The sequence below is a fragment of the Pseudomonas sp. PvP001 genome (assembly GCF_040546375.1).
GTDB lineage: Bacteria > Pseudomonadota > Gammaproteobacteria > Pseudomonadales > Pseudomonadaceae > Aquipseudomonas > Aquipseudomonas coleopterorum.
Map to the genome: position 1 here is coordinate 529,153 of NZ_JBEPNQ010000001.1, position 17,213 is coordinate 546,365.

At 61.5% G+C, this 17,213-nt stretch carries 6 protein-coding genes; 3 read left to right on the forward strand and 3 right to left on the reverse strand.

Annotated features, from left to right (window positions below):
- Nucleotides 1-17 precede the first annotated feature (17 nt).
- From ABMD26_RS02350 to fabF, 3 genes are read left to right on the forward strand one after another with little or no spacing between them, the layout of a single operon-like run.
- Nucleotides 18-1,124 (forward strand): efflux RND transporter periplasmic adaptor subunit, encoded by a 1,107-nt coding sequence (locus ABMD26_RS02350; protein ID WP_354307455.1) that lies wholly within the window; start codon nucleotides 18-20, stop codon nucleotides 1,122-1,124.
- Nucleotides 1,121-4,222 (forward strand): efflux RND transporter permease subunit, encoded by a 3,102-nt coding sequence (locus tag ABMD26_RS02355; protein ID WP_354307457.1) that lies wholly within the window; start codon nucleotides 1,121-1,123, stop codon nucleotides 4,220-4,222. Before ABMD26_RS02350 ends, ABMD26_RS02355 begins: the two co-directional genes overlap by 4 nt.
- Nucleotides 4,219-5,508 carry a beta-ketoacyl-ACP synthase II gene (fabF, locus tag ABMD26_RS02360; protein ID WP_354307459.1) on the forward strand — a complete coding sequence of 430 codons (1,290 nt, stop codon included), beginning with the start codon at nucleotides 4,219-4,221 and terminating at the stop codon, nucleotides 5,506-5,508. The genes ABMD26_RS02355 and fabF overlap by 4 nt, the downstream gene beginning before the upstream one ends.
- A 187-nt stretch (nucleotides 5,509-5,695) precedes the next feature.
- Here fabF and ABMD26_RS02365 read toward each other — a convergent pair whose 3' ends face one another.
- The 3 genes from ABMD26_RS02365 to ABMD26_RS02375 form a co-directional block, all read right to left on the reverse strand.
- Nucleotides 5,696-8,998: a hypothetical protein gene (locus ABMD26_RS02365; RefSeq protein ID WP_354307461.1), complete on the reverse strand. Its 3,303-nt coding sequence runs from the start codon at nucleotides 8,996-8,998 to the stop codon at nucleotides 5,696-5,698.
- A 665-nt stretch (nucleotides 8,999-9,663) separates the two neighbouring features.
- On the reverse strand, nucleotides 9,664-12,966 hold the full coding sequence (locus ABMD26_RS02370; RefSeq protein ID WP_354307463.1) for a hypothetical protein: 3,303 nt from the start codon (nucleotides 12,964-12,966) through the stop codon (nucleotides 9,664-9,666).
- A 665-nt stretch (nucleotides 12,967-13,631) separates the two neighbouring features.
- Nucleotides 13,632-16,934, reverse strand: a complete 3,303-nt coding sequence (locus ABMD26_RS02375; RefSeq protein ID WP_354307465.1) for a hypothetical protein — start codon at nucleotides 16,932-16,934, stop codon at nucleotides 13,632-13,634.
- Between the last annotated feature and the right edge of the window lie 279 nt (nucleotides 16,935-17,213).

A 17,213-nucleotide genomic window follows, 5' to 3' on the forward strand; every position in this document is an offset into this window, starting at 1 on the left:
TGCCCGTAAGGAATCCCATGTCTCGGCTTCGCGCCTCCGCGCTCGGTGTCTGCCTGCTCCCTGTGCTTCTCACGGCCTGCGACCGTCCGCCGAGCGTTGCCGACCCGCGCACCCAGCCGCCCAAGGTCAGGGTGGTCGAGGCAGGTCCTGCGCCAGAGGGTCATCGCGCCTTTACCGGCGTGGTCACGGCGCGCGTGCAAAGCGATCTGGGCTTTCGGGTGAGTGGCAAGGTGATGGAGCGCTTCGTCGATACCGGCCAGGCGGTGAGCCGCGGACAGCGCTTGATGCGCCTCGATCCGGCCGATCTGGCGCTGCAGTCCAACGCCCGCGAGCAGGCAGTCGCCGCCGCCCAGGCATTGGCCACGCAGACCGCGAACGATGAGCGACGCAATCGGCAACTGGTCGCCAGCGGTGCCATTTCCGCCGCCAACTACGACCGCTTCAAGTCGTTGGCCGACACAGCCCGCGCCGACCTGGTAGCGCTTCAGGCCCAGGCCGCCGTGAGCCGCAATGAGCAGAGCTATGCCACCCTGAGCGCCGATTCCGACGGTGTGGTGGTGGCCACCCTGGCCGAACCGGGTCAGGTGGTGAACGCCGGGCAAGCGGTGGTGAGGCTGGCCAAGGCAGGCCTTCGCGAAGCGGTGGTGCAACTGCCCGAGACGCTGCGGCCAGCGCTGGGCAGTTCGGCACAGGCTACCCTGTTCGGCGCCTCCGGCAATGGCGGCATCGCCACGCTGCGGCAGCTGGCCGACGCTGCAGATCCACTGACTCGCACCTTCGAAGCCCGGTATGTGTTGGGCGGCGAGCAGGCCAATGCGCCGCTCGGTTCGACCGTGACCCTGTTCATCGCATCGAACCCTTCCGTAGCCGACGCCCTGAGCGTGCCCATCGCCGCCATCCATGACCCAGGCACCGGGACGGGTGTGTGGACCGTCGAAGGCGAGCCTTCCAAGGTCGTGTGGCGGGCGGTTCAGGTCATTGGCCTGAGCGACGCCATGGCCACGGTGCGTGGTCTGCACCCAGGCGAACGCTTGGTTGCCCTGGGCCCTCACCTGCTGCACGAGGGGCAAGAGGTGCTGGTGGCGCCGCAGGATCTGCGCGCCCAGACCGGGGACCAGCCATGAGCGGTAGCCGCTTCAACCTCTCGGCCCTGGCCGTGCGGGAACGGTCGGTCACGCTGTTCCTGATCCTTCTGGTCGCCGTCGCCGGCACCCTGTCGTTCTTCAAGCTGGGGCGTGCCGAGGATCCGCCGTTCACCGTCAAGCAGCTGACCGTGGTCACGGCCTGGCCCGGTGCGACCGCACAGGAGATGCAGGACCTGGTCGCAGAGCCCCTGGAGAAGCGTCTTCAGGAGCTACAATGGTACGACCGCAGCGAAACCTATACCCGCCCGGGCCTGGCCTTCACCCTTCTATCGCTGCAGGACAAGACGCCGCCGGCCCAGGTCGAACAGCAGTTCTACCAGGCCCGGAAAAAGCTCGGTGACGCGGCGAGCACCTTGCCGGCAGGCGTGGTCGGGCCGCTGGTCAACGACGAGTTCGCCGACGTCACCTTCGCCTTGTTCGCCCTCAAGGCGCGCGGCGAGCCGCAACGCCTGCTGGTGCGTGAAGCCGAATCCCTGCGCCAACGGCTGCTGCATGTGCCAGGGGTGAAGAAGGTCAACATCATCGGCGAACAGTCCGAACGGATCTTCGTGTCCTTTTCCCATGAGCGTCTGGCGACCCTGGGTCTGTCCCCCCAGGACCTCTTCGCCAGCCTGAACGACCAGAACCGTCTCACGCCGGCCGGCTCGATCGACACCCGAGGTCCCCAGGTCGTGGTGCGGCTCGACGGTGCCTTCCAGACCCTGGACGCCATTCGCAACACCCCGGTGAACGCTGGCGGACGCACGCTGAAGTTGGCCGATGTGGCGACCGTGGAGCGTGGCTATGAAGATCCGGCGACCTTCATGGTGCGCCATCAAGGCGAACCGGCGCTGATCCTGGGCGTGGTCATGCGCGATGGCTGGAACGGTCTGGATCTGGGCAAGGCGCTGGCCGCCGAGACGGCGCGGATCAATGCGGCCATGCCGCTGGGCATGACCTTCGCCCAGGTCACCGATCAATCGGTGAACATCGGTTCGGCGGTCGACGAATTCATGATCAAGTTCTTCGTCGCCCTGCTGGTGGTGATGGTGGTGTGCTTCCTGAGCATGGGCTGGCGCGTCGGCGTGGTGGTCGCCGCGGCGGTACCACTGACCCTGGCCATGGTGTTCGTGGTGATGGAGGCCACCGGCAAGCACTTCGACCGCATCACCCTGGGTTCGCTGATCCTCGCGCTGGGATTGCTGGTGGACGATGCGATCATCGCCATCGAGATGATGGTGGTGAAAATGGAGGAAGGCTACGACCGCATCAAGGCGTCGGCCTATGCCTGGAGCCACACCGCCGCACCCATGCTCGCCGGCACCCTGGTGACCGCCGTGGGCTTCATGCCCAACGGCTTCGCGCAGTCCACGGCCGGTGAATACACCAGCAACATGTTCTGGATCGTCGGCATCGCGCTGATCGCTTCCTGGATCGTGGCGGTGGTGTTCACGCCGTATCTGGGGGTGAAGATGCTGCCGACGATCAAGGCCGTCGAAGGCGGTCATGCGGCGATCTACGACACCCATTACTACAACCGCTTTCGCACGTGCCTGAGCTGGATCATCCGCTGGAAATGGCCGGTGGCGGGCATCGTAATACTGGCCTTCGCGCTGGCCATCGTCGGCATGGGCCTGGTCAAGAAGCAGTTCTTCCCGACCTCCGATCGCCCGGAAGTGCTGATCGAGGTGCAGATGCCCTATGGCACGGCCATCGAGCAGACCAGCGCGGCCACGGCCAAGATCGAAGCCTGGCTGCGCAAGGATGACGCGGCCAAAATCGTCACCGCCTACATCGGCCAGGGTTCGCCGCGGTTCTATCTGGCCATGGCGCCCGAGCTTCCCGACCCCTCCTTTGCCAAGATCGTCGTGCTCGCCGACAGCCAGGCGGCTCGGGATGCCCTGAAGCTGAGAATCCGCGAGGCGGTGGCGCAGGGTCTGGCGCCCGAGGCGCGGGTACGGGTCACGCAGCTGGTCTTCGGGCCCTATTCACCCTACCCCGTCGCCTACCGCATCATGGGGCCGGATCCGCAGGTCCTGCGGGACATCGCCGGCAAGGTCGAAGCGCTCATGCAGGGCAGTCCGATGATGCGCACCGTCAATCAGGACTGGGGGCCGCGGGTTCCTGCCTTGCATTTTTCCCTGAACCAGGACCGGTTGCAGGCGCTGGGCCTGAGTTCGGCCGCCGTGGCCGAACAGTTGCAGTTCCTGCTTTCAGGGGTGCCGATCACCGCCGTGCGCGAAGACATCCGTTCGGTGCAGGTGGTGGCCCGCGCCGCAGGGCCGGTGCGCCTCGACCCGGCGAAGATCGAAGGCTTGACCCTGGCCGGCGCGAACGGCCAGCGCATACCGTTGGCGCAGATCGGGTCCGTCGAGGTGCGCATGGAAGATCCCATCCTTCGACGCCGCGATCGCGTACCGACCCTGACCGTGCGCGGTGACATCGCCGAGGACCTGCAGCCGCCGGATGTCTCCACGCAATTGAGCAAAGCGCTGCAACCGATCATGGCGGCGCTGCCCGACGGCTACCGCATCGAGCAGGCCGGGTCGATCGAAGAATCGGCGAAGGCCACCGCCGCACTCGCGCCGCTGTTCCCGATCATGATTGCCATCACCCTGCTGATCATCATCGTGCAGACACGCTCGATGTCCGCCATGGCCATGGTCTTCCTCACCGCCCCCTTGGGCCTGATCGGCGTGGTGCCCACGCTGCTGCTGTTCAACCAACCCTTCGGCATCAATGCCCTGGTCGGTCTGATCGCGCTGTCCGGGATTCTGATGCGCAACACGCTGATCCTCATCGGACAGATCCACCTCAATGAGAAGAATGGCCTGGCGCCCTTCGACGCAGTGGTCGAAGCCACCGTGCAACGCGCCCGGCCGGTGCTGCTGACGGCGCTGGCGGCGATCCTGGCGTTCATTCCGCTGACCCATTCGGTGTTCTGGGGCACCTTGGCCTACACGCTCATCGGCGGCACGTTCGGCGGCACGCTGATGACCCTGATCTTCCTGCCCGCCATGTATTCCATCTGGTTCCGCATCCGCGCGGGTGGCGATACAACCCATCATTCAACGAAAGACCTGGAGAGACACCCATGAACAATCGAGATGGCCAGAAACGCATCGTCGTCACCGGAACCGGTCTGGTCACCCCGCTGGGCTGCGGCGTCTACGAAGTGTGGCGCCGACTGCTGGCGGGCACGTCGGGCATCGGTGCGCTGCCCGCGCATATCGGCGAAGGCACGGGCGTTGCCGTGGCTGGGCAGGTGCCCACCCTGGAAGCGGACCCGGTAGCCGGCTACAACCCGGAAGCGCTGATACCGGCCAAGGAACGCAAGAAAATGGACCGCTTCATCGAGTTCGCGCTGGTCGCCGCCCATGAAGCGCTGACCCAGGCGCAATGGCATCCCACCGACGAAGCTCGGCAACAGCGCACGGCGACCGTCATCGGTTCGGGCGTGGGCGGGTTCGGCGCGCTCGCAGGCGCCGTGCGCACGACGGATGAGCGCGGTCCGCGACGATTGTCGCCGTTCACCGCCCCGTCGTTCCTGGCCAACATGGCCGCCGGACACGTCTCCATCCATAACGGCTTCAAAGGCCCCTTGGGCGCGCCGGTCACCGCCTGCGCCGCGGGCGTGCAGGCCATCGGCGATGCCGCGCGGCTGATCCGCAGCGGCGAGGCGGACATTGCCATCTGCGGCGGCACCGAAGCGGCCATCGACCGGGTCACCCTGGGCTGTTTCGCTGCCGCCCGTGCCCTGTCCACCGGCTTCAACGACCGCCCTGAAGAGGCCAGCCGCCCCTTCGACCGGGATCGCGACGGGTTCGTGATGTCCGAAGGTGCAGGCCTGCTGGTCATCGAGTCCTTGGAACACGCCCTGGCCCGCGGCGCGACACCGCTGGCGGAATTGATCGGCTACGGCACCAGTGCCGACGCCTACCACCTCACGGCAGGTCCGGAAGACGGCAGCGGTGCTCGCCGCGCCATGGAACAGGCCTTGCGCCAGGGCGGTATCGATGCGCAAGACGTCCAGCACATCAATGCCCACGCCACTTCCACCCCGGTCGGCGACAAAGGTGAGATGGCGGCCATTCGTGCGTTGTTCGGCACCCGTAGCGGACTGGCCATCACCTCGACCAAATCAGCCACCGGCCACCTGCTCGGCGCCGCTGGCGGGATCGAGGCCATCTTCACCGTGCTGGCCTTGCGCGACCAGATAGCGCCGCCGACCCTGAACCTGCAAACGCCGGATGAAGCGGCCGACGGGCTCGACCTGGTGGGCCCGATCGCACGCAGGGTGGCGATGACCCACGCGCTTTCCAATGGCTTTGGTTTTGGAGGGGTGAACGCCAGCGCGCTGTTTAGGCGGTGGGAGGGTCGGTGAGTCGCGGCAGGTGGAGCTATCTGCAGGCCTGGTTATAAAAGCCCGCCGCAGCCCTGTAGGAGCGGGCTGCGGCGGCGAAAGGACCGATGAGCAGATTCGATCCGGACGTACAGCCTGCCTCAGGCTGATTAAACCGTAGTTTTATAAGTTTTGCTTAGGTTACGACAACCCTTATCGAAGTCTACAGCTAAACTACGTAGCTGATGTTATCCATATATAGTTTTTTAGAGGCTTTGACATGCAAACTCACTTGCGCCACCTTTCTAAAACAATAATAGGTGCTATCAAGCTGTACCCCGCCACTTATAATAGGCTCCTGAAAACTAATAGATCCACCGCCCTCAAAAACTATAACGATCGTCTCTATCACTGATTCATCCTGACTTACCCCTAACCTAAAATATCTTACCGGCGACTCGAAACTGTAGATGATATATCCCATATAAACTGCATCCGCAGTAAAAACAATTGATTTTCCTGTGACGAATGGGGGCTGTTGGAAGGATTCGCTCAACCCAAAATTACCTCCGCCACTTGCGGTAATCCGGTACCCTGGAAGCCGGATGATTCTGGGGTCTACATTTACAAACGCTTCGAAATCCTCCCTGATCGGCTGCGTGATTGGCATGCCTCTGTCAATCTCTACCGGCGCAGACTTGGAGTCGCTATACAACGCGCCTTGTGTCCGAGCAACCTTGTACTCGAACGTCACCGCCTGACTTTCGTTTTTCAATACTTCAGCTTTGCTGATCTTGAAATCCATGGGCGTTGTCGCATCGACGACTTGAACCGGCGCCGTGGCCTCCTCGGAGCCTGCCTGGCCCGTGAAGTTGGCATAGACCCACTGCCCCGCTGCCCGTCCTTCATAAGCGGGCACCCGTACAGTCACCCCATCCGCAGGAATGGTCGTCGGGTCCAGGTACCCACTCTCGGCACCGGTCACGACAGGTGCAGGCAAATCCAGTTTCACAGTAGCCATGACAGCATCTCCTTCAGGAAACAAGGTAGCGGCACTTTCCAACCCAGTGCCGGACAGGTCGACTTTCAGTTCCACACCCAGCGTGGAGGCGTTTTCCAACCGCAGCAGCAGGCTACGCTCGAGCACCCGGCGGATGCCGGAGGTGACTTCCGACGGTTGCACGGTATAGGGTCCGGACACGCGTTCGCTGTAGGCCTCGCCATCGTCCAGCGTGCCTTTCACATGCATCCAGAATGTCTGCCCTTCAGCAATCAAAGGCCAAGGGGCTACGACCACGGTGGCACTGCCGGCAAAGGTATCGAGGTTCAGCGCGGGAGGCGTGCCTGCGGCTTCGACGAAACGCGGCGCGCTCAATGCACTTTCCGGCAGTGGCAACACCCGCAGGCTCAAGGTCGGCGAAGCCACCCCCGACGTGCCGCCCACCAGGATCACGTTCGTCACTTCCACCGTCTTGCCCAAACTGGCCGCAAGGACGCTCGCCGGCACCGGCGCCCGCGCCTCGCCGTTGGTGGCATCGGCCCAGTCGAATGCCAGATCCCGGCCCTCCACACGCCACACCACCGCAAGGATGTCCCCAGGTTTGAGACGGGCATCGCGCACCACCACGGTCGCCGTGTTGGCGTCGGAGGTGCCGGCTTTCACCGGGTTCAGCGGGTTCACTGGCTTGTCGCTGGCGTCCCACACCTCGGGCATCGGCCACGTCTGGCTGGCGCCGCTGATCACCGAAATCAACACATGCCCCGACCGACCGATTCGGCCATCCGGCCGCACCAGCTCGTACCAGACGTCCACGCTTTGATCCAGATTGGGATCGATCAGGGTGGCGCGATCCACCGATACCCGGATCACCCCGGTGCTGGACACGGGCGCTTCGAGGATCCGAGCAGCGCTTTGCCCCTGCCAGTGCACCCTCAACGTACCGCCGACGAATGCGGCGTTGGTGACATTGACCTTGACGTTGAACAGCCCTGTCAGGTTGTCCACGTCCAGTTGGTCATCGGCACTGAGTTCCGGCTCGAATCCCGGCACGGGCAGCAGGGTGGTTTCCCCGGCGACGTTGAGCGGCAGCATGTCGGACGCGTAGGTTACTGGCGCAGTGCCTGGCACGACCAGGTTGTAGTAGAGCTCGACGCTGCCCCCGGCGATTTCCTCGGCCCAGCCCTTCTGCACCTTGAAGGTCACGGCGTAGCCGGCAGTGGCTGACGTAACCGTGTGGGTCAGCTCATGGTGAAAGATATCGCCCGCGCCGTTGATGCCTTCCCAGACCAGTTGCACCTGGGTGTCGTGCACGAACGCAGTGTTGGCCGGGGCGGTGAGGTCGAAGCTGGCGCCAATGATCTTGTCCGGGTCCAGCAGACCGCCTGGAGCATCGAGGGATTTAGGGGCTGGCAGGTCGATGGCGGTGCCGATCACCTGCGCCTGGGCATTGAATGAACGCGCGGTGGTACCGTTGGTGACCGCTTCGTAGAACACGATCGTCTCGCTGTTGACCAGGCTGCGGCCCAGCACGTTGGGCACGGTGAAGGTGTGGAACGCCGCGCCGCCGAACCTGATCGGGCCAAGACTGAAGTCCAGATAAGGCCAATCCTCAGGCTGGCCGGTGAAGTGCAGGGTGATGTCGGCGGTGGGGCTGATGTTGTTTTGCATCACCATGATGTCGATGTCCGAGCCGGCCAGGCTGTCCATGTTCAAGGTGTCGTTGACTTCGCGCGCGATGAGGGGCGCAAGCAAGGTGGCCACGGGCGTCACGTTGCTGAAGGCGCTTTGGCTGTAGAGCGAATAGTTTCGTACGGCGTCGTAGACGTGGTAGCGCACCACGATGTTGTTGCCGGGACGCGCGGCGACGATCGCCTGCGGCACCTCGACATACACCACGCGCCCCACCTGAGCCGCGGTCAGAGGTGGCGCCACAACCCCGGCCCCGCCCCAGAACACGGTGATCACATCGCCTTCGGCCATGTTGGCGTACGCCGGCACCCCCACCGGCACGGTGGTCACGGCGTTGGGATCTGAAATGCTCTCGGGAACGTCCACAGGCGCACTGAGGTAGGGGTTGACCCCTGGCTCGCCAGGATCGCCCGGCGGGTTGCCCGGCACCGTGGTCTTGACCCGCACGCTGACCGGGTAGGAGGCCTCCTCGTTGACACCGTTGAAGCCGGTGAAGGCGTGGTAGTGCACGGTGTTGTCCGAGTCACCGCGCGGCAGCTCGCGTGCCGGAATGTAGGTCAGCAGCGACTGGTTCTCGTCGATCACGACACGGGTGTCGACGATGTTGTCGTTGAGGTAGAGCACCACGTCCTGACCGGTTTCGATACCGTAATAGACAGGCACCACGACCGGGGCCTCGCCGGATTCGACGTGGCCCTGGTTGAGGCCACCGGAGTGGTTGGCGGGAATGCCGGGCGGTGACAGGGTGGGCGGGATGAGATGGCGCGCGCCCAAAGTGCGTAAGGCCGAGGACGCGTTGCGGTTGAACAGTTTGGCCAGCAGTGCGCGGGGCGGATTTTTCACGATGGTTCACCTCGGAGAAGTTGAGGGAGTATCGAAAGTGTGAGGAGCAGTGCGATGAATCAAGTATCGCCTGGTGAAGGAAGTTAGTCTGGGATATTGATAAAAGCAAACGGCGTCATAACTGGTCAGATAGGCGAGAAAGTGCATATAACTTCATGTATCGAAACGGGTTTTGTGGAGGCGTAGCGCTGATCGCGGCAAGAAAGAAATTAAGTATATTTTTGTACATGGAATCTTGTTGGGAAAAACATAATTCAATGTGGCCATAACTTGCGTGCCAAGGTCGGCATTGATCGGGCGGCTGCCTGGAGTCACTAAAAATACGTGCAGCAATGTCATGCTTTTTTTATTGCAAAGAGAATCGACGCCAGCTTGAACAACCGGGAGTGGTTGGCAGTGTGAAGGAAGGTAAACGGCAGGTTGAACACGTTCAGCTGCTTAAACGCCAGCGCGCTGTTCGGCGGTGGGAGGGTCGGTGAATCGCGGCAGGTGGAGCTATCTGGAGGCCTGGTTATAAAAGCCCGCCGCAGCCAAGTGGGAGCGGGCTGCGGCGGCGAAAGGACCGATGAGCAGATTCGATACGGATGTACGGCAAGACGGTGGCTAAGTGAACCGTTTTTTTACGGCTTTACGTGGCTCACGACTACACTTGTCGAAGTCTACAGCTAAACTACGTAGCTGATGTTATCCATATATAGTTTTTTAGAGACTTTGACATACAATGTCACTTGCGCCACCTTTCTAAAAAAATAATAGGTGCTATCAAACTGTACCCAGCCACTTATAATAGGTTCCTCAAAACCAATAGATCCACCGCCCTCAAACCTTATACCGATCCTATCTATCACTGATTCATCCTGACTTACCCCTAACCTAAAATATCTTACCGGCGACTCGAAACTGTAGGTGATAGATCCCGTATAAGCTGCATCCGCAGTAAAAACAATTGATTTTCCTGTGACGAATGGGGGCTGTTGGAAGGCTTCGCTCAACCCAAAATTACCTCTGTTCCTTAGGGCAATCTCGCACCCTGGAATCCGGATGATTGTGGGGTCTACATTTACAAACCCTTCGAAATCCTCCCTGATCGGCTGCGTGATTGGCATGCCTTGCGCAATCTCTACCGGCGCAGACTTGGAGTCGCTGTACAACGCTCCTTGCGTCCGAGCGACCTTGTACTCGAACGTCACCGCCTGACCTTCGTTTTTCAATACTTCAGCTTTGCTGATCTTGAAATCCATGGGCGTTGTCGCATCGACGACTTGAACCGACGCCGTGGCCTCCTCGGAGCCTGCCTGACCCGTGAAGTTGGCATAGACCCACTGCCCCGCTGCCCGTCCTTCATAAGCGGGCACCCGTACAGTCACCCCATCCGCAGGAATGGTCGTCGGGTCCAGGTACCCATTCTCGGCACCGGTCACGACAGGTGCAGGCAAATCCAGTTTCACAGTAGCCATGACAGCATCTCCTTCAGGAAACAAGGTAGCGGCACTTTCCAACCCAGTGCCGGACAGGTCGACTTTCAGTTCCACACCCAGCGTGGAGGCGTTTTCCAACCGCAGCAGCAGGCTACGCTCGAGCACCCGGCGGATGCCGGAGGTGACTTCCGACGGTTGCACGGTATAGGGTCCGGACACGCGTTCGCTGTAGGCCTCGCCATCGTCCAGCGTGCCTTTCACATGCATCCAGAATGTCTGCCCTTCAGCAATCAAAGGCCAAGGGGCTACGACCACGGTGGCACTGCCGGCAAAGGTATCGAGGTTCAGCGCGGGAGGCGTGCCTGCGGCTTCGACGAAACGCGGCGCGCTCAATGCACTTTCCGGCAGTGGCAACACCCGCAGGCTCAAGGTCGGCGAAGCCACCCCCGACGTGCCGCCCACCAGGATCACGTTCGTCACTTCCACCGTCTTGCCCAAACTGGCCGCAAGGACGCTCGCCGGCACCGGCGCCCGCGCCTCGCCGTTGGTGGCATCGGCCCAGTCGAATGCCAGATCCCGGCCCTCCACACGCCACACCACCGCAAGGATGTCCCCAGGTTTGAGACGGGCATCGCGCACCACCACGGTCGCCGTGTTGGCGTCGGAGGTGCCGGCTTTCACCGGGTTCAGCGGGTTCACTGGCTTGTCGCTGGCGTCCCACACCTCGGGCATCGGCCACGTCTGGCTGGCGCCGCTGATCACCGAAATCAACACATGCCCCGACCGACCGATTCGGCCATCCGGCCGCACCAGCTCGTACCAGACGTCCACGCTTTGATCCAGATTGGGATCGATCAGGGTGGCGCGATCCACCGATACCCGGATCACCCCGGTGCTGGACACGGGCGCTTCGAGGATCCGAGCAGCGCTTTGCCCCTGCCAGTGCACCCTCAACGTACCGCCGACGAATGCGGCGTTGGTGACATTGACCTTGACGTTGAACAGCCCTGTCAGGTTGTCCACGTCCAGTTGGTCATCGGCACTGAGTTCCGGCTCGAATCCCGGCACGGGCAGCAGGGTGGTTTCCCCGGCGACGTTGAGCGGCAGCATGTCGGACGCGTAGGTTACTGGCGCAGTGCCTGGCACGACCAGGTTGTAGTAGAGCTCGACGCTGCCCCCGGCGATTTCCTCGGCCCAGCCCTTCTGCACCTTGAAGGTCACGGCGTAGCCGGCAGTGGCTGACGTAACCGTGTGGGTCAGCTCATGGTGAAAGATATCGCCCGCGCCGTTGATGCCTTCCCAGACCAGTTGCACCTGGGTGTCGTGCACGAACGCAGTGTTGGCCGGGGCGGTGAGGTCGAAGCTGGCGCCAATGATCTTGTCCGGGTCCAGCAGACCGCCTGGAGCATCGAGGGATTTAGGGGCTGGCAGGTCGATGGCGGTGCCGATCACCTGCGCCTGGGCATTGAATGAACGCGCGGTGGTACCGTTGGTGACCGCTTCGTAGAACACGATCGTCTCGCTGTTGACCAGGCTGCGGCCCAGCACGTTGGGCACGGTGAAGGTGTGGAACGCCGCGCCGCCGAACCTGATCGGGCCAAGACTGAAGTCCAGATAAGGCCAATCCTCAGGCTGGCCGGTGAAGTGCAGGGTGATGTCGGCGGTGGGGCTGATGTTGTTTTGCATCACCATGATGTCGATGTCCGAGCCGGCCAGGCTGTCCATGTTCAAGGTGTCGTTGACTTCGCGCGCGATGAGGGGCGCAAGCAAGGTGGCCACGGGCGTCACGTTGCTGAAGGCGCTTTGGCTGTAGAGCGAATAGTTTCGTACGGCGTCGTAGACGTGGTAGCGCACCACGATGTTGTTGCCGGGACGCGCGGCGACGATCGCCTGCGGCACCTCGACATACACCACGCGCCCCACCTGAGCCGCGGTCAGAGGTGGCGCCACAACCCCGGCCCCGCCCCAGAACACGGTGATCACATCGCCTTCGGCCATGTTGGCGTACGCCGGCACCCCCACCGGCACGGTGGTCACGGCGTTGGGATCTGAAATGCTCTCGGGAACGTCCACAGGCGCACTGAGGTAGGGGTTGACCCCTGGCTCGCCAGGATCGCCCGGCGGGTTGCCCGGCACCGTGGTCTTGACCCGCACGCTGACCGGGTAGGAGGCCTCCTCGTTGACACCGTTGAAGCCGGTGAAGGCGTGGTAGTGCACGGTGTTGTCCGAGTCACCGCGCGGCAGCTCGCGTGCCGGAATGTAGGTCAGCAGCGACTGGTTCTCGTCGATCACGACACGGGTGTCGACGATGTTGTCGTTGAGGTAGAGCACCACGTCCTGACCGGTTTCGATACCGTAATAGACAGGCACCACGACCGGGGCCTCGCCGGATTCGACGTGGCCCTGGTTGAGGCCACCGGAGTGGTTGGCGGGAATGCCGGGCGGTGACAGGGTGGGCGGGATGAGATGGCGCGCGCCCAAAGTGCGTAAGGCCGAGGACGCGTTGCGGTTGAACAGTTTGGCCAGCAGTGCGCGGGGCGGATTTTTCACGATGGTTCACCTCGGAGAAGTTGAGGGAGTATCGAAAGTGTGAGGAGCAGTGCGATGAATCAAGTATCGCCTGGTGAAGGAAGTTAGTCTGGGATATTGATAAAAGCAAACGGCGTCATAACTGGTCAGATAGGCGAGAAAGTGCATATAACTTCATGTATCGAAACGGGTTTTGTGGAGGCGTAGCGCTGATCGCGGCAAGAAAGAAATTAAGTATATTTTTGTACATGGAATCTTGTTGGGAAAAACATAATTCAATGTGGCCATAACTTGCGTGCCAAGGTCGGCATTGATCGGGCGGCTGCCTGGAGTCACTAAAAATACGTGCAGCAATGTCATGCTTTTTTTATTGCAAAGAGAATCGACGCCAGCTTGAACAACCGGGAGTGGTTGGCAGTGTGAAGGAAGGTAAACGGCAGGTTGAACACGTTCAGCTGCTTAAACGCCAGCGCGCTGTTCGGCGGTGGGAGGGTCGGTGAATCGCGGCAGGTGGAGCTATCTGGAGGCCTGGTTATAAAAGCCCGCCGCAGCCAAGTGGGAGCGGGCTGCGGCGGCGAAAGGACCGATGAGCAGATTCGATACGGATGTACGGCAAGACGGTGGCTAAGTGAACCGTTTTTTTACGGCTTTACGTGGCTCACGACTACACTTGTCGAAGTCTACAGCTAAACTACGTAGCTGATGTTATCCATATATAGTTTTTTAGAGACTTTGACATACAATGTCACTTGCGCCACCTTTCTAAAAAAATAATAGGTGCTATCAAACTGTACCCAGCCACTTATAATAGGTTCCTCAAAACCAATAGATCCACCGCCCTCAAACCTTATACCGATCCTATCTATCACTGATTCATCCTGACTTACCCCTAACCTAAAATATCTTACCGGCGACTCGAAACTGTAGGTGATAGATCCCGTATAAGCTGCATCCGCAGTAAAAACAATTGATTTTCCTGTGACGAATGGGGGCTGTTGGAAGGCTTCGCTCAACCCAAAATTACCTCTGTTCCTTAGGGCAATCTCGCACCCTGGAATCCGGATGATTGTGGGGTCTACATTTACAAACCCTTCGAAATCCTCCCTGATCGGCTGCGTGATTGGCATGCCTTGCGCAATCTCTACCGGCGCAGACTTGGAGTCGCTGTACAACGCTCCTTGCGTCCGAGCGACCTTGTACTCGAACGTCACCGCCTGACCTTCGTTTTTCAATACTTCAGCTTTGCTGATCTTGAAATCCATGGGCGTTGTCGCATCGACGACTTGAACCGACGCCGTGGCCTCCTCGGAGCCTGCCTGACCCGTGAAGTTGGCATAGACCCACTGCCCCGCTGCCCGTCCTTCATAAGCGGGCACCCGTACAGTCACCCCATCCGCAGGAATGGTCGTCGGGTCCAGGTACCCATTCTCGGCACCGGTCACGACAGGTGCAGGCAAATCCAGTTTCACAGTAGCCATGACAGCATCTCCTTCAGGAAACAAGGTAGCGGCACTTTCCAACCCAGTGCCGGACAGGTCGACTTTCAGTTCCACACCCAGCGTGGAGGCATTTTCCAACCGCAGCAGCAGGCTACGCTCGAGCACCCGGCGGATGCCGGAGGTGACTTCCGACGGTTGCACGGTATAGGGGCCGGCCAGGCGTTCGCTGTAGGCCTTGCCATCGTCCAGCGTGCCTTTCACGTACATCCAGAATGTCTGCCCTTCGGCGATCAAGGGCCAGGGATCTACCGCTATCGTGGCACTGCCGGTGAAGGTATCGAGGTTCAGCGCGGGAGGCGTGCCTGCGGCTTCGACGAAACGCGGTGCGCTCAATGCGCTTTCCGGCAGCGGCAACACCCGCAGGCTCAACGTCGGCGAAGCCACCCCCGACGTGCCGCCCACCAGGATCACGTTCGTCACTTCCACCGTCTTGCCCAAACTGGCCGCAAGGACGCTCGCCGGTACCGGCGCCCGCGCCTCGCCGTTGGTGGCATTGGCCCAGTCGAATGCCAGGTCTCGCCCCTCCACACGCCACACCACCGCCAGGATGTCCCCAGGTTTGAGACGGGCATCGCGCACCACCACGGTGGCCGTGTTGGCATCGGAGGTGCCGGCTTTCACCGGGTTCAGCGGGTTGACCGGCTTGTCGCTGGCATCCCACACCTCGGGCATCGGCCACGTCTGGCTGGCGCCGCTGATCACCGAAATCAACACATGCCCCGACCGACCGATCCGGCCATCCGGCCGCACCAGCTCGTACCAGACGTCCACGCTTTGATCCAGATTGGGATCGATCAGGGTGGCGCGATCCACCGATACCCGGATCACCCCGGTGCTGGACACCGGCGCTTCGAGGATCCGAGCAGCGCTTTGCCCCTGCCAGTGCACCCTCAACGCACCGCCAACGAATGCGGCGTTGGTGACGTTGACCTTGACGTGGAACGACCCGGTCAGGTTGTCCACGTCCAGCTCGTCAGCAGCGGTGAGTTTCGGCTCGAACTCCGGGATGGGCAGCAGGGTGGTTTCCCCGGCGACGTTGAGCGGCAGCATGTCGGACGCGTAGGTTACTGGCGCAGTGCCTGGCACGATCAGGTTGTAGTAGAGCTCGACGCTGCCGCCAGCGATTTCCTCGGCCCAGCCCTTCTGCACCTTGAAGGTCACGGCGGCGCCGGCAGTGGCTGACGTAACCGTCTGGGTCAGCTCATGGTGAAAGATATCGCCCGCGCCGTTGATGCCTTCCCACACCAGTTGCACCAAGGTGTCGTGCACGAACGCAGTGTTGGCCGGGGCGGTGAGGTCGAAGCTGGCGCCAATGATCTTGTCCGGGTCCAGCAGACCGCCTGGAGCATCGAGGGATTTAGGGGCTGGCAGGTCGATGGCGGTGCCGATCACCTGCGCCTGGGCATTGAATGAACGCGCGGTGGTACCGTTGGTGACCGCTTCGTAGAACACGATCGTCTCGCTGTTGACCAGGCTGCGGCCCAGCACGTTGGGCACGGTGAAGGTGTAGAACGCCGCGCCGCCGAACCTGATCGGGCCAAGACTGAAGTCCAGATAAGGCCAATCCTCAGGCTGGCCGGTGAAGTGCAGGGTGATGTCGGCGGTGGGGCTGATGTTGTTTTGCATCACCATGATGTCGATGTCCGAGCCGGCCAGGCTGTCCATGTTCAAGGTGTCGTTGACTTCGCGCGCGATGAGGGGCGCAAGCAAGGTGGCCACAGGCGTCACGTTGCTGAAGGCGCTTTGGCTGTAGAGCGAATAGTTTCGTACGGCGTCGTAGACGTGGTAGCGCACCACGATGTTGTTGCCGGGACGCGCGGCGATGATCGCCTGCGGCACCTCGACATACACCACGCGCCCCACCTGAGCCGCGGTCAGAGGTGGCGCCACAACCCCGGCCCCGCCCCAGAACACGGTGATCACATCGCCTTCGGCCATGTTGGCGTACGCCGGCACCCCCACCGGCACGGTGGTCACGGCGTTGGGATCTGAAATGCTCTCGGGAACGTCCACAGGCGCACTGAGGTAGGGGTTGACCCCAGGCTCAATTGGGTCGCCCGGCGGGTTGCCCGGCACCGTGGTCTTGACCCGCACGCTGACCGGGTAGGAGGCCTCCTCGTTGACACCGTTGAAGCCGGTGAAGGCGTGGTAGTGCACGGTGTTGTCCGAGTCACCGCGCGGCAGCTCGCGTGCCGGAATGTAGGTCAGCAGCGACTGGTTCTCGTCGATCACCACACGGGTGTCGACAGGGTTGTCGTTGAGGTAGAGCACCACGTCCTGACCGGTTTCGATACCGTAATAGACAGGCACCACGACCGGGGCCTCGCCGGATTCGACGTGGCCCTGGTTGAGGCCGCCGGTGTGGTTGGCGGGAATGCCGGGCGGTGACAGGGTGGGCGTGATGAGATGGCGCGCGCCCAAAGTGCGTAAGGCCGAGGACGCGTTGCGGTTGAACAGTTTGGCCAGCAGTGCGCGGGGCGGATTTTTCACGATGGTTCACCTCGTAGAAGTTGAGGGAGTATCGAAAGTGTGAGGAGCAGTGCGATAAATCAAGTATCGCCTGGTGAAGAAAGTTAGTTCGGGAGATTGATAAAAGCAAACGGCGCCATAACTGGTTAGATGGGCGAGAAAGTGCATATAACTCCATGTATCGAAACGAGTTTTGCGGAGGTGTGGGGTTGATGGAGGCAAGGAAGAAATTAAGTATATTTTTGTACATAAAAGCTTACTAAGTAACCAATTATTCAACAGGGTTCCAGGAAATGAATT